Below are 21,246 nucleotides of genomic sequence, written 5' to 3'. Positions count from 1 at the left end.
GGAGTTTTAGGTTTCTCAACTGTACTGAAGGTATCGTCGTTACTCGTGCACGTACTTAGCGTTAGTTCCCTCAAAGGGGGCGTAGGAAAGACGACTGTGACGCTTGGGCTCGCTTCGGCAGCTTTTGCTCGCGGTCTTCGAACTCTCGTCGTCGACCTTGATCCCCAGTCTGATGTGTCGACCGGAATGGACATCGACGTCACCGGTCACCTCAATGTTGCCGACGTGCTCGCTTCTCCCAAAGAGAAGATCGTGCGCGCGGCAATCGCCCCCAGCGGCTGGACAAAGGGCCGCCCCGGCAAAATAGACGTGCTCATCGGATCGCCATCAGCCATCAACTTCGATGGCCCGCACCCGAGCATCCGCGACATTTGGAAGCTAGAAGAAGCTCTCGCGAACGTAGAAGCTGATTACGATCTCGTTCTCATCGACTGCGCGCCGTCTCTTAACGCCCTCACGCGCACAGCGTGGGCAGCCAGCGACCGGGTGGCGATTGTTACGGAGCCTGGCCTCTTTTCTGTGGCCGCAGCAGATCGCGCGCTTCGAGCTATCGAAGAAATTCGCCGCGGGCTCTCCCCTCGACTTCAGCCTCTTGGCATTATCGTCAACCGTTTGCGTTCGCAATCGCTTGAGCACCAGTTCCGTATCAAAGAACTGCGCGATATGTTCGGCCCGCTCGTCCTCTCTCCCCAGCTGCCCGAGCGCACCTCGCTACAGCAGGCACAAGGAGCCGCAAAGCCCCTTCACGTGTGGCCAGGCGAAAGCGCTCAAGAAATGGCGCGTTACTTCGACCAACTACTTGACCGCGTCATGAGGGCAGCCCGGATGGGCGAGTACAACAGCTAGCTCAGCGAAGTAATTGAACAGGGCATGTTTGCGCATGCCCTGTTTTTTACGCTCTCAAGTGAACCGCACACAGAGCACTGGGCAGAATTCGCTAGACAGAGATCCCTTCGCCTAGCGCAGAGGGAGCAACGAACTGTGCGCAACGAACTGTGCGCAACGCGCCGACAACGATCGGGCGCTACTGCGAGGTTGGCTCTAGGAAGCGCGGGATGCGCGGCGCTTAGCCAGCTCATCCATGGGGTCTTCGCCCTTGATGGTGTCGAGTTCAATGAGGCTCGTCTCGACCTCACGGAGCACCTTGCCCACGGCGATGCCAAAGACCCCCTGGCCGCGGCTGACGAGGTCGATGACCTCATCGTTTGACGTGCACAAGTAAACGCTCGCACCGTCGCTCATGAGCGTGGTCTGAGCCAAGTCGTGGATGCCCGATTCACGAAGCTGATTGACAGCGATACGAATCTGCTGCAGAGAAATACCGGTGTCAAGAAGGCGCTTGACAAGTTTGAGAACGAGGATGTCGCGGAAACCATAGAGTCGCTGTGAACCTGAGCCTGCGGCACCGCGAACCGTTGGTTCAACGAGTTCGGTACGAGCCCAGTAATCGAGCTGACGATAGCTAATGCCGGCGGCACGAGCGGCAACTGCACCGCGGTAGCCGGAGGAGTCATCGAGGTCAGGCATTCCGTCAGTAAAGAGAAGGCCAAGATCGTAGCGTGATGTTTCGCTACGGTTCAATTCACTCATGGCATTGCCCCTCTAGATTCTGATTTGGCCAACACGATAAGCAAGCAACCTTCATGTTGAAGTTGACGCTTAGTGTTTCGTGTTACCCCACGGTAGTCACGCCCGCCGCATCGATCAACGACATTCGCAAAAACTCGGCGGCGTGTCGGAATCAGTCGGGAAAACTGTGCCAACTTGAGTCAATTGCGATCGGCCAAAGCCGAAAAAACGATCAACAGATCGACCGTACTACGAATCGAGGCGGCTGAGGGCGGATCGGATAATACTGCTGCGAACAATCTCTAGCTGCCCCGCGATCTCGCGGGCCATCTCTGCTGCACGAGCACGGCTGGACGCATCCTTGCGTCGCGCCACGGGCATCAAAGCGCTCTCAATGAGCCCCAGTTCGCGCTCGGCGGCCGCGCGGAACCCGCGTAGGTGCCTGGGTTCAATGCCGCTGCGCTGAAGCTCGACAAGAGACTTGAGCACGGCAAGCGAATCTTCACCGAAAACATCGGACGCCACAATGAGCGAGGACGAAATTGCATCGCCCAACAACATCGGGCTGGCGCCAGCCTCGCGAATCAGCTCGTCACGAGTGAGTCGACGCTCAGCAGAGAGCATGGACGCTGCTGCGACAGCGCCACCAGGCAGCTCGGGGGTGCGGCCCGCATCCATCTCTTCGAGGTAGCCGCGAATAACCTTGAGCGGAAGATAGTGATCGCGCTGCATCGACAACACGAAACGCAGGCGCTCCATATCGGCCGAGGAGAACTTGCGGTAACCAGAGGCCGTACGGGCCGGCGCCACAAGTTTGCGTTCCTCAAGAAACCGAAGCTTCGACGGAGTGAGATCGGGAAACTCAGGACTGAGTTTTGCGAGAACTTGCCCAATGCTGAGAAGCACCGGCGCGGGAGCATGACGCGTCTGACGCGCAACCGCGGCCACTAATTACCAGCCGCCGCAGGAAGATCGCGGCGCGAAGCGTAAAACGTGAGCCTGTACTTTCCTACCTGAACTTCAGCGCGGTCGCGAAGAACCGCCGTTGACTCGATACGGTCACCACCAAGGTAGGTGCCGTTGAGCGAGCCCAAATCTTTCACATCGAACGAGGTACCCTGACGCAAAAACTCGACATGGCGCCGTGACACTGTCACGTCATCGAGAAAAATATCTGCCTCCGGATGACGACCAACTGTCGTGATGTCGGCGTCCAAAAGAAAACGTGCCCCCACGTTAGGACCGCGGCGAACGATCAACAACGCTGAACCCGAAGGTAGCGCCGCAATCGCTGACTGCTCGTCAACCGAAACATCGGCACCCATAGCAGCAACCTGCGCTGCGAACTCATGGCTATACGTAGCAGTGGTGTCGATACGCTCGACAATAGGCTGCGCGGACGTCTCGTTCGCTGACTGTGTGTCGGCGCCGTGACCATTATTCATTGACTCAACCATCGCAAACCTCCCTGACTGACCAGCGTATCGGATCGGAGCACTCCTCAACCCCTCGATAGGCGAGAAATCCGGACCGATTGTGCAACATAAATGAAGCCGGCCCACCAATATAAGAATGCACCCCACAATGCGAAGGCCCAGCCGATCGGATCCGTGACCCACGCAACGGTCGGAAACGCTTGCCCGAGCATCAGAATCGGAAGCGCATAGAACAGTGCAGCCGTGGCAACTTTGCCCAAATGATGAACTGGAAGAGGGCCAAAACCATAGTTTGCCGAAATCAGCCCCAGAACTACCAGCATGATCTCGCGGGCGACGATCACGAAGAAAAGCCACCACGGAATAACATTCCGCGCCGCTAAGCCGATGAGCGCCGCAAAAATGAACAGCCGATCGGCAGCCGGGTCAAGTAATTGCCCAAGTCGAGTTATTTGATTGAACCGGCGCGCGATCACCCCGTCGAGGTAGTCGCTGAGACTCGAGACAATCAAAACCACGAGCGCAAGTGCATCCTGAGCCGAAATAATCAGGTAGAGAAACAGCGGAACGAGAGCGAGTCTGATGAAACTCAGCACATTGGGCACAGTCCAGACACGATTGCTGATCTCGGGTGAACTGCTGACTGCCACACCCAGAGTCTAGCCAGCATCCGCTCATGAAATGCCGCCGCTAAGGCGCCAGTTTGTCAGGCATCGGGCGTAGCCTTGAGCGCATGTCATGCATTCGCTTTAACACTCCGGCGCAGCGGGCCCAAATGAGGGCGATGGCGCCAGCGATGATCACCGCAGAGGAAGCCGCTGAGTTGCACCCGGCTCCAGAAGTCACCGAGAGCAAGATTGCGCGGATCCGGCTTCTCGCTGCAGACACGAACCCCAAGATTAGGGAGAGTGCAGCCAGCAACCACAACACCCCGGTCGACGTATTCGAGGCGCTAGCCAACGACCCCGACGACGGCGTTCGGGCCTGCGTCGCTCGCAACGAACATGCACCGTGTGATGTGCTGCGGATGCTCGCGCACGACCCCTCAGACACCGTTCGCGGCTTCCTTGCGATAAATTTCTATGTACCGGAGGATGCGATGAGCACCCTCTCAGCGGACGACAGCGCCACCGTGCAACGACTCGTGCGCTGGAAGCGCGAGCTCGCTAGCGCCTGATGAGTGCGGGATCAGTTCGCGTCGACAGTTGGCTGTGGGCGGTACGTGTCTACAAAACTCGATCGCAAGCAACCGCTGCGTGCCGAGCGGGACACGTCAAGATCGGTGGCGCAAGCGTAAAAGCGGCACAAGCCGTCAAGATCGGCGATCAAGTGCGCATTCGAATTGCGGGGTTTGATCGGATCCTCGTGGTGAAACAAACAATCGTCAAGCGAGTCTCGGCGGTGACCGCCGCCGAGAGCTTCATCGACGAGACTCCCCCGCCACCGTCGCGAGAAGAAGTTGCCTTGGCCCCACGCCGTGACCGGGGTGCTGGCCGCCCGACGAAACGCGAACGTCGTGAACTTGAGAAGCTCCGCGGCCGCGACGAATCAGGCTCGACTAGCTACGACGACTGACGGCGCGCTGCGCTGCGAGGTGCGCTCACTCACACACCCGCCGCGCCTAACACGGCAACGCGAGCACCATCACGAAAACCCGAGCGAGAAGGTCAGCCTGTGCGCCGGCCGACTACGCTCGCGGTTTCGTCGCGACCCCGTCGAGCCACAGCGTGTCGGACTCGTCACTGTGACTTCCTCCGGTAGCCACATGCTTGGCGTCGATCAGAGCACCCTTCTTAATGACGTGAACCATTGCCATGCCATGACCGCGGCCAAGCTCGTAATCGGACTTCAGCCACTCCAAGATCTCCCCTGCCTTCACCGAGTGACCAGCGAGACCTTTAGCGGCCGCAATGCCGACCAACTGACGCGGAGTGAGACCCGTTTTCTTCTCGACCGCATCCAAATATGCCTGAAAAGACATAGCCAATTCTCCTTTTAGGATTCGTCCAAAATTTGTTGGATTTGGCCGACTGCCAGACGCATGCCCTCTTGCATGCCCATCTTCGCCATCTCTTCCAGCTGCTCGACAGACTCAAAGCCAGAAACGATTGTCATGCGCGTGCCATGCTCAATCGGCTCGAAAGTGATGTGGGCGGTTGTGACCCCCAGATCTCCGGAGGGCTCGCCTTGCTCGTCAGCGAACCCATCCTCGATCGAGAGTTCGCGTGGCTCGGCTATGGACACGAATCTCCACCAGCCATGTATTTTCTCGCCGTCAGGGCCCTGCATGAAATAGTGAGCGCGCCCCGCGGTCTCGAAATCGAATCGCACGAAAGTGGCCGGCCACTCCGGTGGTCCCCACCAGCGCTCCAGCTTGCGTGGATCGCTGACGAGCTGCCAGGTTCGCTCCAACGACGCCGAGAGCTCGGCTGTTGTTGTGAGGGTTAGTTTGTCAACATCGGTCGTTGTCGTGACGTTCATTTTTCCACCGCTCTTTCAGTCGTCGTCATTGAGCACGTCGCCCATGCGAAGTGCCCGTTGCTTCCACACCTCTTCGAAGTGCGAAAGCAGATGTTGGATGCGGTGAATTGACGAGAGGTTGCCGCGCACGATTTGCTCGCGACCGTTTCGTTCTTTGGAAACGAGCCCTGCAGATTGCAACACGGCGACATGCTTTTGAACCGCCGCGAAACTCATTTCGTAGCTGGTGGCAAGGCGCGACACTGATATGCCCTCGTTCATCACGCGAGTAACAATGTCGCGACGTGTGGCATCGGCTAGCGCGCGAAACATCGCGTCTACCTCAGCGTCCGTCAATTCACATACAACCATTTGGTTGTATATTATTCCGACGTAGAATCCAGCGCAAGAGCTAGTGAGAAATTTTTATGACCGCGCGCTAAAGCTTGCGCAGTGTGAGAATTTGCTCCGCACGGCCGAACGGACCACTCACATCGTGAAGAACCGTCGACGTCAGACCAACACCGTCAGAACCAAAATTAACGGCGTTCTCAAGCCCAAGCCACTCCCCCGTCGGCACCCGGTACAAGTGGACCTGGAGGTCGACATTCGGAAACGCGTAGCCACCGTCACCCGGCTTCACGCGCGTGGCGATCCCGTTGCTCGTGTCGACCAGGCCCGTGAGACGAGCAAAGTCGCTGACCGGCTCGCCAGAAAGCAAAGGGTACGGAGTGCGCAACCAAACCCGGCCACTGCCGGCAAGGTGCTCTGGCAAGGCACGCGCCTCGATCGATTGAATGTAACCACCGGGCCATTGAGCGAGGTTTACGGGCGCCCCCGCGACCTCAACCGGGGGCAACTGTGCGTCAACAATTCCCTCAACGTCTGAAGTATCGGAGGTCTGGAGGCGCCACGCTGTCGCCCTGACCGCCACTCGACCGCCCGCGATAAGCTCGGCCTGCACTAGCTCGATAGTGCGGCCCGGACGAACCACCGACGCGATGATCTCGAACTCGCCATCAGGAATCAGCCCAAGAATCTCATAACTGATTCGGGCGATTCGAAGGCCCGCTCGCACCTCGAACCCTTCAAGCACATGCGCCAAAATGCCGGCGACCGGAGCCATGTGCTGCTCGTGCGGATTCCAAGCGCCCTGGGAATGAACTGTCGACTCGAAGTGGGTATCGTCGTGCCGCACGTAGTACGACTGCGCTTGAAGGATCACAGCACCAGCCTATCCAGCCAGCAGGCGCAAAGTTTGCGAATGAACAGACTGCCACATAAGAAATGCGGGCGAGGGCAGCACTGGCTAGAACAACATCGGCTGGGGCATTGCCCGAGCCGCCAGCTCGGGTGGGAGCTCTTCGGCAATAAGAGAGCGCTCACCGTTGCCGTCGCGGGTACGAGGATGAGCTCGCGAGCCCACGATGCCCGTGGCGGGATCGAGCGCTGTTCGCTGCAAACCATGGCGAAGGATGATGGGCTTCAGCTTGGCTGCAAGCCACTTGCGGTATTCCTTGGGCGCGTAGGTTCCATGGGCATACATCGAGAGATACTGGGGCATCAGCTCCGGATGCGCGCTTTCTAGCCATTGGAAATACCACTCTTTAGTGCCGGGTTTGAGATGCAACGCCGAGTAGGCGATGGACGTGCCGCCCGCCGCTTTCACTTGCGCCACTGCACGCTCGAGATGATCCCGAGTATCAGTGAGAAACGGCAGAATTGGCATCAAGAAAACGGCGCAATCGAGGCCAGCGTCTCTCACCGCGGTGACGGTCGTTAGTCGTGCTTGTGCCGTTGGGGTCCCCGGCTCAACTGACTGTTGCAACTCATCGTCGTAAATCGCGATCGACATCCCGATATCGACTGGCACACGCTGACTTGCCTCGGCCAAAAGGGCAAGATCTCGACGAAGCAATGTGCCCTTCGTCAGGATCGACAGCGGCGTGCCTGATCCGGCCAACCCAGCGATAATGCCGGGCATTAAGCGATAGCGCCCTTCGGCCCGCTGATAAGGATCCGTGTTCGTGCCCAGAGCAACCGGATGTCGACCCCAGCTGGGTTTACTGAGTTCTTTAGCCAGAACTTCGGCCACATTCACCTTTACGATGATCTGGGTGTCAAAATCTTTGCCCGCATCGAGATCGAGAAACTCGTGTGTCGGGCGCGCAAAGCAATACGTGCACTGGTGGAGACAGCCACGCATGGGATTGATCGTCCACCCGAAGGGCATGTCGCTAGTGGTGGGAACCTTATTGAGTGCGCTCTTGGCGAGAACTTCGTAGAAAGTGACGCCATCAAATTCTGGTGTTCGCATGGTTCGCACAAGATTGTTGAGGCGCGCGAGCCCTGGCAAAGCGTTTGGCGCTTCGCTGCTGACTTCTTGCCCACTCCATCGCATTGCTCTATTCGAACATATATTCGAATGTGTTGCAAGCGGCAGCTACTGTAGTGCCCACATTGCTATTGGGACGCAACCAGGGCGCGAACGAACTCCGCAATCTGGCGAACTCCCGCGCGCGGGCCAGCCAATTTCGCTGCCGTGAGGGCTCCGTCGTAAATTACCGTGACGTTAGACACGAGGGCTTCTCCGCCCACACCAGCCAGCAATCCCTCAATGTGGCCGTGCAGCATTATGCGATACCGCTCTATGGACGCCGTGACGTCAGGCATGGCCGGGCATTCGATGGCCGCGTTGGTGAACGGGCAGCCATAGAAGGTGCCGTCATCCACTTGGTCAGCCAGAGCGATAAACAGCAACGCAACTCGATCAGCAGCGGTCGCGGTCGCGTCGTCGACCGCGGTCACTCGAACCAGCCACGCGTCGGCTTCAGCGTCGAGGTAGGCGGCGATGAGCGCCTCCTTGCTCGGGAAGTGGTGATACATACTGCCCTTGGCCACGCCCGCCTGAGCGATAACAGTGTCGATGCCTGTTGCGTTAATGCCGCGTGAGTAAAACAATTCCGCTGCCGTGTTGAGTAATTTTGCGCGCGAGGTGAGGCGCGTTTCCTGAGACGTAGTAGGCATGTTTGCAATTCTAGACGAGTCCGTCTATGTTTACTAGACGGATCCGTCTAGAAACGCTGGATGGCCGACCTAAGGAGCTAACACATGTCAGATCTCAAAATCGCCGTCGTCATCCTCGAAACTCTCGAGAACAACAATGCCCGCGTATACCGCGGCCTCAAAACTGCCCTCGAATTCAAGGCCGCTGGCGATGATGTCGTTGTCATGTTTGACGGCTCTGGCGTGGAAACGCTCGCCAAGATCGCCGACCCCAGCCACCCCATGAACGGACTCGTCGGAGCACTCGGCGACACGATCATCGGTGCGTGCGAATTCTGCGCCAAGTCGCACAAAGTATTCGAGCCCATTCGTGACGGCGGATTCCCTTTGCTCTCGGACAACGGCGGAGAAGCGAGCGTTCGCAAGCTCGTCGTCGCCGGGTACCAGATCATGAACTACTAGGCACTACCCCTAGCCTCCGAACCGAAGCGGACCCCGCCCCAGCCAGCTCCAGTTTGGCCGGGCGTGGGTCCCTGAGGAGTTAGCGTCGCGGAGAAAGAACCCGAACCGCAACAACACCAAGAATTGCGCCGTAGATCAGATGACCCATCAGCGAAAGCAATGCTGGGACGTTGATGGCAAAGAGCGCACCACCCAGCATCATTGGCATGAGCACTAGCGGTCCGAGAACCCACCAGATCGCGCCATAGACAAGCCCAACGATCAAGCCACGCAGATAGCTGGTCAGCAGCCGCGAGCCGAACAACACGGTGAGACCTAGTCCGATCCCGATCGAGATCATCATGTGAATAAGGAAGCCCACAACCGGTGACTCCGAGCCAACCATCATGGCCAACGTGGGAAGCATGCCCATCATTGCCATCATCATCCCGAAGACGATGCCGCCGGCAACGCCACCGATGACTCCAGCCATGGCACGACGGGCAAGAGAAGTAGAGGTTGAGGTAGACGCTGTTGCCGGATTTAGTTTCGTATCCATGATTAAGCCTTCCGAAAGATCGTGCGTGGTATCCCGATGGTGCGTGGTTGCCACTGACGCTACGGATTAGCTCGCTAGGACTCTGCGATCTCGGTTACACAACCTGAACAAACCATTTTTGGCGCTAGATACCGGCCCTGTACCGCGATGCACGTTCGGAGGGCTTCCGCACGCTGATAACGTCATAGGCGTGTTTTCTAAAGTGACGGTCCCGACAGTTCCCAGACGCGCGATGGGGAGATGACTCTTCGGTACTCGCAATTAGGAGATATCGACACCATCCTTCAGCTATTGGCGGATGACCCTGTCAGCTCGCTTCGTGGCGATAACGCCCGCCCTGAGGATCGCCCAGCATACGAAAAAGCCTTCCATGCAATCGCGACGACGCCGGCAAACGCGTTGCTCGTGGTTGTCGCCGCCTCCGGCGAGGTTGTCGCAACGATGCAATTGACCGCGATTCCCGGAATGGCTCGACGCGGCTCGCACCGCCTCCAGGTGGAAGCTGTGCGCGTCGCCGCGAGCCAACGCTCGTCAGGCATCGGCGGCGCGATGATGCGCTGGGTAATCGAAACGGCAGCGCCAGCACTTGGTGCTTCGCTCATCCAGCTCACGTCGGATGAAGCGCGCACTGACGCCCACCGTTTCTACACGAAGCTTGGTTTCGAAGCTTCGCACATCGGTTTTAAATACACCATCAAGCTCTAGCTACACGCTCACTCCTGGTTCGCGGTGCGACGGAAGCGGGCGCCTGCATGCTCGTCAGGTAGACGATTTCCTCTGCCATGCAGCTTGTGGCGCAAAGTGCCTTCGACGTATTCCTCGGGATAGAGCCCGCGCTCACGCAATACAGGAATGACATGCTCGATCACGTCTTCAAAAGTTCCCGGCGTGACTGCGTAGGCAAGGTTAAACCCGTCGACGTCGGTCTCTTCGACCCACTGTTGCAATTCATCCGCAATCTCTTCGCCAGACCCAATGATGAACGGGCCAAGCCCGCCAATCGCGCCGAGCCGCGCAATGTCGCGAACCTTCCACTCGGTACCGTCATCATTCGCCTGTTGAAAGTTGGCAACCGTTGACTGAATAGCGTTGCTCTTGACGTTGCCAATGGGCTCGTCGAGGTCGTACTGCGCAAGATCGATACCCATCCAGCCCGACATGAATACGAGCGCGCCTTCTTCACTGGCATAGCTCAAATACTCCGCGTATTTGGCGTGGGCTTTTTCGCTCGTCTCATCAGTAATCACGGTCAACAGGGTGTAGATGCGTGCGGAATAGCGATCGCGGCCAGCTTCTTCGAGCGCATCTCGAATGCGGGAGACCGTCGCCTTCAACCCTGATTTGGTGGGAGAAGCGACGAAAATTGCTTCCGCATTTCCTGCAGCGAAGGTGATGCCCCGCGGTGACGCGCCCGCTTGGTAAATCACCGGGGTGCGCTGGGTCGACGGCTCTGACAGATGGATGCCCGGCACGCTGAAGTGCTTACCCTGATGATCAATATTGTGCACTTTGTTTGGATCGGTGAAGATGCCCGATTCGCGATCGCGGATGACGGCGTCGTCTTCCCACGAGCCTTCCCACAGTTTGTAGAGAACCTCAAGGTATTCGTCGGCGTGATCATAACGATCGTCGTGCTCGAGCTGGTCGTCATTGCCCATGTTTCGTGCGGCCGACGGTAGGTAGCCCGTGACGACGTTCCACCCCACGCGGCCCTTCGTGAGGTGGTCAAGGGTGGACATGCGGCGGGCGAAAGGGTACGGATGCTCGTAGGCCGTGCCGGCAGTGATGCCGAACCCCAGATGTTCGGTCACGTGCGCCATGGCCGATACCAGCAGGAGCGGGTCGTTGACGGGAACCTGAGCACCATGACGAATCGCCGCCTCATTGGATCCCGCATACACGTCATAGGTGCCAAGAACGTCGGCGATGAAGATGCCGTCGAAGGTGCCGCGTTCGAGCAACTGGGCAAGCTCGGTCCAGTAGTCGAGGTCTTTGTAGCGCCACGACTGGTCGTCAGGGTGACGCCACATTCCGGAGGACTGATGGGCGACGCAGTTCATGTCGAAGGCGTTGAAGCGAATTTGTCTAGGCATGCCACCATGGTGCGCCGAGCGGCCATTCACCGCACCTGACAGTGCAACAAACCGCGCAACACAGAGAAACAAACCGACACATTCTCGCTTCGCAGGCAGATGCGGCGCACTCTTGTTCGCATCCCCCAAACCTTCGGATGGACGAATGCAGACAATAGTGAAACACCAGACACTCGCTCACCACGCGACTGACGGTTCCGATGAGCGAGCCTCATCCACCACCGACATTAGTCGCGACGATTTTGCTCACGTCTTCCGTCAATACCCTGGCGGCGTGGCAGTAATAACCGCGGACTCCCCCGATGGCCCTGTTGCGCTCACCGCGACCTCAGTTGTCTCGGTGAGCGCGGAGCCACCGCTGCTGGCATTCTCGATTAGTCATCGCGCTTCGACGGCAGCCAGCATCCGGAGCGCCCATTCGTACGTGGTGCATTTTTTGGGAAAAGACCAACTTGATATCGCACAGCTGTGCGCCACCAGCGGAGTCGATCGATTCGCTGACACACGATTGTGGGCGCGATTGGACACCGGCGAGCCGTATTTTCCGAGCGCGCCAGCGTGGGTGGCGGGAACGCAGGTTGATCAACTAGATGCCGGCGCCGCATCGATCATTTTGCTCCGCGCTACCCAGTCTGCGGTCGCACCACACGCAGACGGCACCCCACCGCTCGTGTACTTCAATCGTGGCTGGCACCATCTCGGAGAACACTCACAAGTGAGCTAATCGGCTGTGGCCACGCTGGCGCTGTTCACACCAGGGCCGTTCACACGGGCGCGGATCACACGGGCAAGACGCCGGCGGGGGAAGCATCATCGTCAGGCTCTTCGTCACTCCATGTTTCAACAAGAGAGATTCGACCCCGTGAATCTTTCGTGGCAAGAACCAGCGCGATGATGGCGGTCGCAATGCCCACCACACCCAGCGGATTCGCGATGCCAATAGCGATCCCTAACGCTGGCTCATTCGGGCCACTGAGTATCGTTTGCAGACCCTGCGGCGTGGAATCGGGAATCGTGAGCCCTAAAAGGAATCCGCAGCTGCCAGTCGTGATGAGTAAAGCGTGGGTGATGCCCCGGGTCTCAAAACCACGACGGGACGTTCGTCGCACTGCAAGCCCAGCGAGAACCAACAACACCGCGAAGATCACTCCCAGTGTTGCCACGTAGGCAATCGTGAGGTCACCACCGATGCCAAACAGGTGCCTGCCGAAAGAAATCCATCCGGCTACGGCAATGCCCGCCGCGATCACCGCAATGCCAGCGCGACCTGCTTGCGGAGCCCCCGGAGTGGCACGGACCCTTATTGCGCTGTACGTCATCACTCGCCTCACTCATTCTGCTCGCCCAATCGTACCGACGATGGTGCGTTCGACAGGACACGATCGCGCGGCGTGTACTGGTAGCGTGAGTCGAAGAAGCCTCAGTAAAGCCCTGCGCGAGGTCCACTGTTCATACCCGGAGGCCACATGCCCATCTCTACAGAGGGCCGCGTGGCCGTCTACATCGACTTCGACAACATCGTCATTTCGCGCTACAACCAGAAACACGGCAACGGGCAGTTTCAGAAAGACAAAGCTCGGTGGCACAACCCGAGAGGCACCACTACGAGCGCTGCAGGCACCAAACTAGCCGAGGCCGAAGTGGATGTCGAAGCCATCCTCGATTACGCATCATCCTTCGGAACGGTTGCCTTTAGTCGCGCGTACGCCGATTGGTCAGTGCCCGTCAATGCGGGATACCAGAAACAGCTCATTAACCGCGCGGTGGAGCTGGTGCAGCTCTTTCCGCTGACCGCCCAGATGAAAAATGGTGCCGACATCCGTCTGGCCGTCGATGTGATGGAAGATCTCTTTCGACTGCCAGATCTTACCCACGTGGTGATTGTTGCTGGTGATTCTGACTATGTGGCTTTGGCGCAACGCGCGAAGACTTTAGGACGTTTCGTGGTCGGCGTCGGCGTGGCCGGCGGCACAAGCCAGGCTCTCACGTCGTCGTGCGACAAGTTCGCAGACTACGACTCGCTACCGGGAGTCGAATTTGGCGGCAATTCGGTAGCCGCACCTGCGCCTGCAACGACACCTGCACCCGTCTCGGCCGCTTTAGCACCAACGAATACCGCAGCAACGCCGGTCAAGAAAACGGTGGCAGCGATACCACCTAGCCCTGCGCCTAAGAGATCGGCCGTTGCAACGTCGAAGCAACCGACCACAGCAACCAACAAGGTCAGCTCGACTGCGACCAGCGCAGCCAAGGTCGCTCCCGATCCGCCCGCAACAAAAGTCAGCCCGCTCAAGCTATTAGTGCGAGCAATTCGACTCGTGCAGCAGAAAGAGGATTCCGACTGGCTGAACAGTTCGGCAGTCAAGAATCAAATGCTCCGCATTGATCCATCATTCGACGAGGCATCGTTGAAGTTTAAGACCTTCAGCGACTTTGTGACCTCGCTCAACTCGAACGTTGAAATGCGGGAACATGAAAGCGTCCGTGAGCTGAGGCTCCGCCCCACGCAACGAACCCCAAATAGCAAGAATGGCGAGCGCTCAGCCGTTAGCACGACTGGCGGTTTGGGCACTATGCGAGCAGTTGCTCGGCCAAGAGTTCTAGCGCGCGCACCCGCGCGGGCGACGTGTTTGCCGCATCCGCATCGTGTGCCGAGAGTCCTGGCGTCACCATGACTTCGTCGACGCCAAACTTGGTAGCCAGCGCCCGGATGCGGGCTGCTGCCGCCACCGGCTCGTCGATGACCCAGCGCTCGGCCATGTCATCCACCATCTGCTGTTGCGGAGCAGCAAGTTCGGTCGCTGCCGCCTGCTCGATTGTCGCGAGGGGGCCGAGCGGCATTCCGCTGAGCAGTCGCGCCATTTGTTGCAATTGCGGAAGCGCTGCGGCTCGAGCTTCGGCTGCCGTTGCGGCTACCGCGACGTTGAGCGTTAAGAAGGTGCGGGGTTTTTTCAGCTGCTCAGACGGCACAAAGTTCTCGCGGTACAGCCCCAAGATTCGCTCGGTTCCTTGCCCCGAGAAATGATGGGCGAAAACGTACGGCATGCCCTGCGCTGCCGCGAGGCGTGCCGAATAGTCGCTCGACCCGAGCAGCCACAGTTCGGCAACCGAGGCGGCGCGTGGCGTTGCGGTGAGCTCATAGACCTGGCCAGACGGTAACTGAAGCGATGCACCTTCAGGATGCATGAGGCTGCGGATGTCGGACACGTTGCGCGGGAACGCATCGACGTCGCTTGTCGTTCCCGTCATCCGCAAGTAAGAGGTGATGACGGGGTCGCTGCCCGGCGCACGCCCGATGCCAAGGTCGATTCGACCGGGGAACGCTGCCTCGAGAATGGCGAATTGTTCGGCGACAACGAGCGGGGCGTGATTGGGGAGCATCACTCCCCCGGAACCAACCCGGATGCGCTGGGTTTGTGCCGCGAGAATGCCAATGAGCACTGCGGGGTTAGTGGAGGCGACCGCTTTCATATTGTGGTGCTCGGCCACCCAATAGCGTGAGAAGCCGAGGTCATCGGCACGCTGCGCGAGGGCTGTCGTAGCCGCAAGGGCATCGGCGGAGGTCTGGTTGCTGCGCACAGGAATCAGGTCAAGAACAGAAAGACGAAGTGGTGTAGTCATCACTTCTATTCAACCGGGAAGCACCACAGATATTCCTGAACGCCGCTGATCGAACCCGCTAACGGCGCGGATTCTCTAGACTGGGCCGATGCATGCCGCTGAGTCGAATCCATCCGAACCGAGTTCGCCTCGCGCGCCAGCGTCACGCCCCACGTTGCTATCTCGCCGCGGTCGCATTGTGCGTGTTCTCCTGATTTCGCTTGCGTCGCTCATTGTGTTCGCTGCGATCGGAATTCTGGTGTGGGCCAATGTTGGCGTCATGCAAGCGGAGCCTGATCCGCTCGAAAAGGTGAGCGCTAACCCCGCGGTTTCCTTGCACGAGACCCCTGATTCCTTCATCCTCTCCCCCACCGATGGAGCATCCGGCGTCGGACTGGTGTTCATTCCAGGGGCAAAGGTGAACGCCGAGGCCTATCTCTACAAGCTTTCGGGCGCAGTCGTAGAGTCGGGCTTGACTGTTGTCGTCACCAAACCGATTCTTAATCTGGCATTCTTCGATCAGCGCCCGCTGACCACGTTCACGGATACCGCACCGGATATCGACAGCTGGTTTGTTGGTGGACATTCTCTGGGTGGCGTGCGTGCGTGCCAGTACGCGGCCCAACCTGATGTGAGTGGCTTGGTGCTCTTCGCCAGTTATTGCGCCAATGATCTCGCGGACGTGGGCACCCGCGTTTTGAGCCTCAGCGGCAGCAACGATCTCCTCAGCACGCCGGATAAAATAATGAATGCCGCACACCTACTGCCGACTAATACAACATTCTTTCCGATCGACGGCGCCAATCACGCCCGCTTCGGCGACTACGGCGTGCAGTCTGGTGATGGGGTTGCTGATCTCGACAGTTCCGTAGTGCGTGACGTGATCACCGCCGAAATCGATAGTTTTGTTCGCAATGGATAGCGGCGAAGAAGTAATGGAGATGACCAGCTGGGGTCTTGTGCTCATTCCGATACTCGCCGTAATGGCACCGCTGTTAGCGCGTGCGCTCGCGCCAATAGTTCGAATTTCAATTGTTGTTTTTGAGCTCCTTCTCGGCATCCTGATTGGGCCAAGCGTGCTCGGCTGGGTCGGTGATTCAGAGTTCGTGGAACAGCTCTCTGACTTCGGCCTTGCGATGCTGTTCTTTATGGCCGGAAATGAAATCCGGCTGAGTGCCATTCGCGGGCGCAATGGCCGGCGGGCGTCACTCGGATGGCTCATCGGGTTGGCTGCGGGAGTAGCCATTGGATTTCTCATCGAACCAAGCTTCGGCGCTGTCGTGATCGGTATCGCACTGTGCTCGACCGCGCTCGGTGCGATCATGCCGATCCTGCGCGATGCCGGCGAACTTCCCACTCGCTTTGGCGGCGCCGCTGTAGCGCTAGGAGCCGTCGGTGAATTTGGTCCGCTGATCGCTATCTCAATCTTTCTCGGAGCGAGTTCACTCGGTGTCTCGACTATCGTGTTGGGCATTTTCATCGCAATTGCGATGATTCTGCTGTTCCTCGCTGCCCGCATTGAGCACAGCGGTCTTCACCGGATTGTCACCGGCACTCTGCACACCTCCGGCCAGTTCGCGATCCGTGTTGTGATCTTCATCGTTGCCGCCCTCGTAGTGCTGAGCATCGTGCTCGATCTCGACATGCTTCTGGGCGCATTCGTCGCCGGGCTGCTATGGCAGGTCATGATGCGCCAAGCGCCCAAGCGTGACAGAGCTATGGTCGACTCCAAACTGGATGCGATCGCCTTCGGGTTTCTCGTTCCCATCTTCTACATCAACACGGGAGTGTCCTTCGATTTAGAAGCCCTCACAACAGACTCGAGCGTGGCCCTGCTTGTCCCCATCTTCCTCGTGCTGCTACTCATCGTGCGCGGCGTCCCGTCCATGCTTGCTGCCCCGAAGGGTTCCAGCACCCGCGACCGTGCCGCTCTCGGTCTTTTAGGGGCGACCGGGCTCCCCATCATCGTCGCGGTGACAGCGATCGGCCTTGACAGCGAATACATCGACGCGGGTACTGCCGCTGCGCTTGTCGGCGCCGGTTTGTTGTCAGTGCTTCTCTTCCCGGTTATCGCTATGACGCTGCGTGGTGACGCAGCACAATTGCAGGCCAATAGCACCGGGGAGACCAAAGACGATCTGCCGAACGAGCCGCACATCGTCGAAGAAGCGTAGCGAGCCGTAGGCGACCGGGAAGCCGCAGCGAAAACCCGCGCTTCTAGGCGAGGATCGGAATCGTGCCCGTCGCGGTGTAGCCCGCGGACTGCGGCAATGGCTCGCCCAGAACATCTGACGTGTCGTGCGTAACCAGCGCCTCTTCGGCGCGGGTTTCGCCGTGGGTATGAATGATGGGAATCGATTCGGTGAGCGCGATCAGTCCGTCGCTAATCGTGACGAAAGGATCAGCATCCGTGCTGGAGAAAATGGGGAACGAGCGACCTTCATCAGGCAGTCTGCGGCCTCGACGAATGACGACGATCGTGGCTGCCGCAAGCGGAATAGCGATCACGCTCGGCGCCGCAACCCACAGTGATGCGCTGAGCATGCCATAAGCGCCCCAGACGCTATAACCGAGCACCAGCAACCACTGAGTGGTCTCAGAAATACCGGCAAGACGCACAGCATCGTTACGGCTCTGCCACGTGATTCTGGCCTGGGGAACCCACATCAAAAAGGAGAATGCGGTGCCCGCGAATCCGAGTGCGTTAATAGCGAAATCGGTGATGTTCATACCGAGTGCTCGTTCTTTCTGACGGCCCAAGGAAGAACTCCTGATTGGGCACAAATTGCTGGGCATCCACGCGATGTCTCGGTAATTCTAAACATAAAAAGGGTTGCGCGCCAGAATCTCTTTTACCCCCAGTTTTAGGCCAACATTCACGGGGTATTCGACGATCGGCGACAGCCCAAGTTTCGAGTTGCGCCACACACGATTTCGTGGAGTTTCCGCCAGCTGAGCCGTCTCCGCTAGTGCAGCGACTCATCTGCTTCCGTTTGGCGATACCCGGTAAAAGTGACGACGAGTCCAGCGCGGGTTGCACCACAGCAATACAGTCCAGCTTCGAGATTCACCTCGGGTGAAAAGTAGGCGAGGCGAACGAGCCGAAAATCTTCGTCGTCGACTCGCGCACGTACCGTGATCGCATCTCCTGTGCGACTCGCACGCATCGTAACCGTGCGTCCAGCCCACTCGGCGACCGGCGCAACCGACCAATCGGAGAAGCCGTGCGTGACAACGGCTCCCAGCTGGGGCGCACCATCCGAGACTTCGACGCCGGCTTTCATCCACTCGCTGTCAGAATTTCGTGCAAACAGACCCGCTTGGTCGAACGGCTCACTGAAATCGAGTAAGAAGCTCACTTCGATAGCGCTGTCGGCGGGCAGGGGCGAAATGAGCGCATGCTCTGTGTCGTGGACAAAGCCGTACGACGTTGTGCGCCACGCATCGCTGTTTTCAGCGGCCGTTACCCGCAGCGTTTCGTCACCGAACTCGACTGCAACAGGCTCGGTAGTCCACCGCGCGGTGCTCACCAAATGCTCGAGCGTCATACCGACTTCCACTTCCAATCAGCCACTGATGGCATATCTTCGCCGTGCTCCCGCGTGTACTGCTGCGCGTGAAGTCGAGTGTCATGCATCTCTTGCCAGAACGCGGCGTGCCGCGAGGTTAGACCAGGAACACGTTCAAGCACGTCGATAACCAGATGATACCGATCGAGGTCGTTGAGCATCACCATGTCGAACGGTGTCGTCGTTGTGCCCTCGTCTTTGTAGCCCCTCACGTGCAGGTTGGCATGGCCAGCGCGCTTGTAGGTGAGGCGATGAATCAACCAGGGGTAACCGTGGTGCGCAAAGATCACCGGTTTGTCGGTCGTGAAAATCGCATCGTATTCGGCATCGCTAAGACCGTGCGGATGCTCAGACTCGCTGTGCAACCGCATCAGGTCGATTACGTTGACGACTCGCACGCGCAACTCGGGGATCCGCTCGCGCAAGATTTGCGCGGCAGCCAGCACCTCTAAGGTCGGAACGTCGCCGGCACAGGCGAGCACGACATCCGGTTCCAGACCAACAACTTCGGTGCCTGCCCAGTCGAACAGGCCGATGCCGCGCGTGCAGTGCTCGATGGCCGCCGGCATATCGAGCCAGTTGTTTTCGGGATGCTTGCCGGCGATGACGACATTGATTTTGTCGACAGAGCGAAGGCAGTGGTCGTAGGTAGCAATCAGGGTGTTGGCATCACACGGTAGATAGGCGCGCACCACATCGGGCTTTTTGTTCATGACCAGGTCCAAGAAGCCGGGGTCTTGATGCGAGGCACCGTTGTGGTCTTGACGCCAGACGTGCGAGCTCAACAGATAGTTGAGCGACGCCACTGGTCGACGCCACGGAATCGCGTTTGCGCCTTCCAACCACTTGGCGTGCTGATTGAACATCGAGTCGACGATATGAATGAACGCCTCGTACGAATTGAACATGCCGTGGCGACCGGTGAGAAGATACCCCTCGAGCCAGCCCTGACACTGGTGTTCGCTGAGCATCTCCATTACGCGCCCCGCACGAGCAAGATGATTGTCGGAGTCGATTGGGAGAAATCCGGCATCCCACTGCTTATCGGTCACATCGAACACAGCACTCAGTCGATTGGATGCCGTGACGTCGGCCCCAAAGATACGGAAGTTGTCGGGATTGTCGCGCACCACATCGCGCAGCCACTCCCCCAGCGCGCCCGTTGCCGAGCTCGTTGTTTCACCAGGATTCGGAACGTCAACGGCGTAGTCCCGAAAGTCGGGCAGCCGCAGCGGTGCTCGCAGCAGACCACCATTGGTCACCGGGTTGGCGCTCATGCGGCGATCGCCCGTCGGCGCGAGCGCTGTGGTCAGCGCGCGCGGTGCACCGCTCTCGTCAAACAGTTCTTCGGGACGGTAGGACGCCATCCACTCCTCAAGCTGCCGCAAATGCTCCTCGGTGTCACGCACACTTGCGAGAGGCACCTGATGCGAACGCCAGTTATTTTCGACGGGATGGCCGTCGACCACTTGAGGTCCCGTCCAGCCCTTGGGCGTGCGCAAAATTAGCATCGGCCAGGCCGGGCGCTCCTCGAGCGTTCCTGCTGCTGCATCCGCTTTGATTCGCGCGATGTGATCGACGATGTCATCGAGAGTCGCGGCCATGCGCTCATGCACAGCGCGCGGGTCTTCATTGTCGAATCCGCCGGAGACGACGTAGGGCGTATGACCATAGCCACGCATGAGGTCGCACAGTTCGTCTTCGGGGATGCGCGACAGCACCGTGGGGTTGGCAATCTTGTAGCCGTTGAGGTGCAGAATCGGCAGAACAACACCATCACGCTCGGGATCGATGAATTTGTTCGAGTGCCAGCTCGTTGCTAGCGGCCCGGTTTCGGCCTCCCCATCGCCCACGACCGCCGCCACGAGAAGGTTCGGGTTATCAAACGCTGCACCGTAGGCGTGCGACAGCGCGTAGCCGAGCTCGCCACCCTCATGGATCGAACCCGGAGTTTCGGGGGCCGCGTGACTCGGAATACCGCCAGGAAAAGAGAACTGCCTAAAGAGCTTGCGGATGCCATCCGCGCTCTTATCGATGTCGCCGTACGTTTCGCTGTAGGTGCCATCGAGGTACGCGCTTGCGACGACCGCTGGCCCGCCATGCCCGGGCCCGGCGACGAAAATCGTGTCTGTGTCGCGCTCGCGAATGATGCGATTGAGGTGCGCCCAGACGAAGTTGAGGCCGGGTGTCGTGCCCCAGTGCCCCAAAAGTCGCGGTTTGGTGTGCTCGCGGCGGAGTGGCTCGCGCAGCAAGGGGTTATCGAGCAGATAAATCTGACCAACCGCAAGATAATTCGCTGCCCGCCACCACGCATCCAGCTGGTCGAAAGTCTCAGCCTCAATTTCATCCGTTCGGGGTGAGCACCAAGGGGTTCGGGGGGACGAAGGGGCAACAGTCACGAGGTTTCCTGTCTGTGATCGCGATGGATGGTGCTGGATGATCCGTACGTTGAGGTCGCGCTCGTCAAGGAGCTTGTTCGCTCAGTGTAGGAGCATTCACTGCATTGCCGTAGA

At 58.8% G+C, this 21,246-nt stretch carries 26 protein-coding genes; 9 read left to right on the top strand and 17 right to left on the bottom strand.

From position 1 onward, the window contains the following. The first annotated feature begins 45 nt into the window (after positions 1-45). Positions 46-846: a ParA family protein gene (locus ON14_RS00775; protein ID WP_026037442.1), complete on the top strand. Its 801-nt coding sequence runs from the start codon at positions 46-48 to the stop codon at positions 844-846. A 195-nt stretch (positions 847-1,041) separates the two neighbouring features. Here the strand turns inward: ON14_RS00775 and ON14_RS00770 are convergent, their stop codons facing one another. From ON14_RS00770 to ON14_RS00755, 4 genes are all read right to left on the bottom strand, one after another. Continuing rightward, a complete protein-coding gene (locus tag ON14_RS00770) occupies positions 1,042-1,590 on the bottom strand; it encodes a MerR family transcriptional regulator (protein WP_010202311.1) in 549 nt (182 codons plus the stop codon). A gap of 228 nt (positions 1,591-1,818) precedes the next feature. Then, entirely contained in the window at positions 1,819-2,517 is a 699-nt protein-coding gene (ftsR, locus tag ON14_RS00765) for a transcriptional regulator FtsR (protein WP_010202310.1), read from the bottom strand. Beyond that, positions 2,517-3,026 (bottom strand): FHA domain-containing protein, encoded by a 510-nt coding sequence (locus ON14_RS00760; RefSeq protein WP_010202309.1) that lies wholly within the window; start codon positions 3,024-3,026, stop codon positions 2,517-2,519. Before ON14_RS00760 ends, ftsR begins: the two co-directional genes overlap by 1 nt. A gap of 44 nt (positions 3,027-3,070) precedes the next feature. Further along, on the bottom strand, positions 3,071-3,655 hold the full coding sequence (locus tag ON14_RS00755; protein WP_010202308.1) for a CDP-alcohol phosphatidyltransferase family protein: 585 nt from the start codon (positions 3,653-3,655) through the stop codon (positions 3,071-3,073). Between the two features lie 83 nt (positions 3,656-3,738). Between ON14_RS00755 and ON14_RS00750 the strand changes: the two genes are divergently transcribed. Together ON14_RS00750 and ON14_RS00745 are read left to right on the top strand one after the other, a co-directional pair. Then, positions 3,739-4,182 carry a hypothetical protein gene (locus tag ON14_RS00750; protein WP_050992974.1) on the top strand — a complete coding sequence of 148 codons (444 nt, stop codon included), beginning with the start codon at positions 3,739-3,741 and terminating at the stop codon, positions 4,180-4,182. After that, positions 4,182-4,580, top strand: coding sequence for an RNA-binding S4 domain-containing protein (locus ON14_RS00745; protein WP_010202305.1), 399 nt, complete (start codon positions 4,182-4,184; stop codon positions 4,578-4,580). Before ON14_RS00750 ends, ON14_RS00745 begins: the two co-directional genes overlap by 1 nt. Positions 4,581-4,692: 112 nt before the next feature. Here the strand turns inward: ON14_RS00745 and ON14_RS00740 are convergent, their stop codons facing one another. The 6 genes from ON14_RS00740 to ON14_RS15055 form a co-directional block, all read right to left on the bottom strand. Continuing rightward, complete coding sequence (locus ON14_RS00740) at positions 4,693-4,986, bottom strand: DUF4287 domain-containing protein (protein WP_010202303.1); 294 nt, start codon at positions 4,984-4,986, stop codon at positions 4,693-4,695. Between the two features lie 14 nt (positions 4,987-5,000). Then, positions 5,001-5,486 carry an SRPBCC family protein gene (locus ON14_RS00735; protein ID WP_010202301.1) on the bottom strand — a complete coding sequence of 162 codons (486 nt, stop codon included), beginning with the start codon at positions 5,484-5,486 and terminating at the stop codon, positions 5,001-5,003. Positions 5,487-5,501: 15 nt separating this feature from the next. After that, on the bottom strand, positions 5,502-5,837 hold the full coding sequence (locus ON14_RS00730; RefSeq protein WP_026037441.1) for an ArsR/SmtB family transcription factor: 336 nt from the start codon (positions 5,835-5,837) through the stop codon (positions 5,502-5,504). Positions 5,838-5,904: 67 nt separating this feature from the next. Further along, positions 5,905-6,690, bottom strand: coding sequence for a thioesterase family protein (locus ON14_RS00725; RefSeq protein WP_010202299.1), 786 nt, complete (start codon positions 6,688-6,690; stop codon positions 5,905-5,907). 84 nt (positions 6,691-6,774) lie between these two features. Next, entirely contained in the window at positions 6,775-7,866 is a 1,092-nt protein-coding gene (locus ON14_RS00720) for an Rv2578c family radical SAM protein (RefSeq protein ID WP_010202298.1), read from the bottom strand. A 62-nt stretch (positions 7,867-7,928) separates the two neighbouring features. After that, positions 7,929-8,492, bottom strand: a complete 564-nt coding sequence (locus ON14_RS15055; RefSeq protein WP_010202296.1) for a TetR/AcrR family transcriptional regulator — start codon at positions 8,490-8,492, stop codon at positions 7,929-7,931. Positions 8,493-8,576: 84 nt separating this feature from the next. Between ON14_RS15055 and ON14_RS00710 the strand changes: the two genes are divergently transcribed. Next, positions 8,577-8,933 (top strand): hypothetical protein, encoded by a 357-nt coding sequence (locus ON14_RS00710; protein WP_010202294.1) that lies wholly within the window; start codon positions 8,577-8,579, stop codon positions 8,931-8,933. A gap of 79 nt (positions 8,934-9,012) precedes the next feature. Here the strand turns inward: ON14_RS00710 and ON14_RS00705 are convergent, their stop codons facing one another. Continuing rightward, the gene (locus ON14_RS00705; protein ID WP_050992973.1) at positions 9,013-9,471 is read right to left on the bottom strand and encodes a hypothetical protein; all 459 of its coding nucleotides are present in this window, start codon (positions 9,469-9,471) and stop codon (positions 9,013-9,015) included. 240 nt (positions 9,472-9,711) lie between these two features. Between ON14_RS00705 and ON14_RS00700 the strand changes: the two genes are divergently transcribed. Further along, on the top strand, positions 9,712-10,176 hold the full coding sequence (locus ON14_RS00700) for a GNAT family N-acetyltransferase (RefSeq protein ID WP_010202290.1): 465 nt from the start codon (positions 9,712-9,714) through the stop codon (positions 10,174-10,176). Positions 10,177-10,184: 8 nt separating this feature from the next. On the opposite strand, the gene ON14_RS00695 is transcribed toward ON14_RS00700, so the two are convergent. Continuing rightward, positions 10,185-11,564 (bottom strand): LLM class flavin-dependent oxidoreductase, encoded by a 1,380-nt coding sequence (locus tag ON14_RS00695; protein ID WP_026037439.1) that lies wholly within the window; start codon positions 11,562-11,564, stop codon positions 10,185-10,187. Between the two features lie 157 nt (positions 11,565-11,721). Between ON14_RS00695 and ON14_RS00690 the strand changes: the two genes are divergently transcribed. Continuing rightward, positions 11,722-12,288 (top strand): flavin reductase family protein, encoded by a 567-nt coding sequence (locus ON14_RS00690; RefSeq protein WP_010202287.1) that lies wholly within the window; start codon positions 11,722-11,724, stop codon positions 12,286-12,288. Between the two features lie 55 nt (positions 12,289-12,343). Here ON14_RS00690 and ON14_RS00685 read toward each other — a convergent pair whose 3' ends face one another. After that, on the bottom strand, positions 12,344-12,883 hold the full coding sequence (locus tag ON14_RS00685) for a hypothetical protein (protein WP_010202285.1): 540 nt from the start codon (positions 12,881-12,883) through the stop codon (positions 12,344-12,346). Between the two features lie 147 nt (positions 12,884-13,030). Here ON14_RS00685 and ON14_RS15340 point away from each other — a divergent pair, with 147 nt between their 5' ends. Beyond that, positions 13,031-14,239, top strand: a complete 1,209-nt coding sequence (locus ON14_RS15340) for an NYN domain-containing protein (RefSeq protein WP_010202283.1) — start codon at positions 13,031-13,033, stop codon at positions 14,237-14,239. On the opposite strand, the gene ON14_RS00675 is transcribed toward ON14_RS15340, so the two are convergent. Continuing rightward, positions 14,136-15,185, bottom strand: coding sequence for an MsnO8 family LLM class oxidoreductase (locus ON14_RS00675; protein WP_010202281.1), 1,050 nt, complete (start codon positions 15,183-15,185; stop codon positions 14,136-14,138). The genes ON14_RS15340 and ON14_RS00675 overlap by 104 nt on opposite strands. An 88-nt stretch (positions 15,186-15,273) precedes the next feature. Between ON14_RS00675 and ON14_RS00670 the strand changes: the two genes are divergently transcribed. Both ON14_RS00670 and ON14_RS00665 read left to right on the top strand, forming a co-directional pair. Further along, positions 15,274-16,086: an alpha/beta hydrolase gene (locus ON14_RS00670; RefSeq protein WP_010202278.1), complete on the top strand. Its 813-nt coding sequence runs from the start codon at positions 15,274-15,276 to the stop codon at positions 16,084-16,086. Then, the gene (locus ON14_RS00665; protein WP_237719640.1) at positions 16,079-17,338 is read left to right on the top strand and encodes a cation:proton antiporter; all 1,260 of its coding nucleotides are present in this window, start codon (positions 16,079-16,081) and stop codon (positions 17,336-17,338) included. Before ON14_RS00670 ends, ON14_RS00665 begins: the two co-directional genes overlap by 8 nt. 43 nt (positions 17,339-17,381) lie before the next feature. Here ON14_RS00665 and ON14_RS00660 read toward each other — a convergent pair whose 3' ends face one another. The 3 genes from ON14_RS00660 to ON14_RS00650 form a co-directional block, all read right to left on the bottom strand. Then, entirely contained in the window at positions 17,382-17,894 is a 513-nt protein-coding gene (locus tag ON14_RS00660) for a hypothetical protein (RefSeq protein WP_010202276.1), read from the bottom strand. Positions 17,895-18,130: 236 nt separating this feature from the next. After that, entirely contained in the window at positions 18,131-18,712 is a 582-nt protein-coding gene (locus tag ON14_RS00655) for a DUF1349 domain-containing protein (protein ID WP_010202275.1), read from the bottom strand. Continuing rightward, complete coding sequence (locus ON14_RS00650; RefSeq protein WP_010202274.1) at positions 18,709-21,132, bottom strand: phosphoketolase; 2,424 nt, start codon at positions 21,130-21,132, stop codon at positions 18,709-18,711. The genes ON14_RS00655 and ON14_RS00650 overlap by 4 nt, the downstream gene beginning before the upstream one ends. Between the last annotated feature and the right edge of the window lie 114 nt (positions 21,133-21,246).

The sequence above is a fragment of the Salinibacterium sp. PAMC 21357 genome, assembly GCF_000247645.1.
Taxonomy (GTDB): Bacteria; Actinomycetota; Actinomycetes; order Actinomycetales; family Microbacteriaceae; genus Rhodoglobus.
The sequence above is the reverse complement of the archived record's forward strand: the minus strand, read 5'-3'. Positions and strand labels throughout refer to the sequence as shown.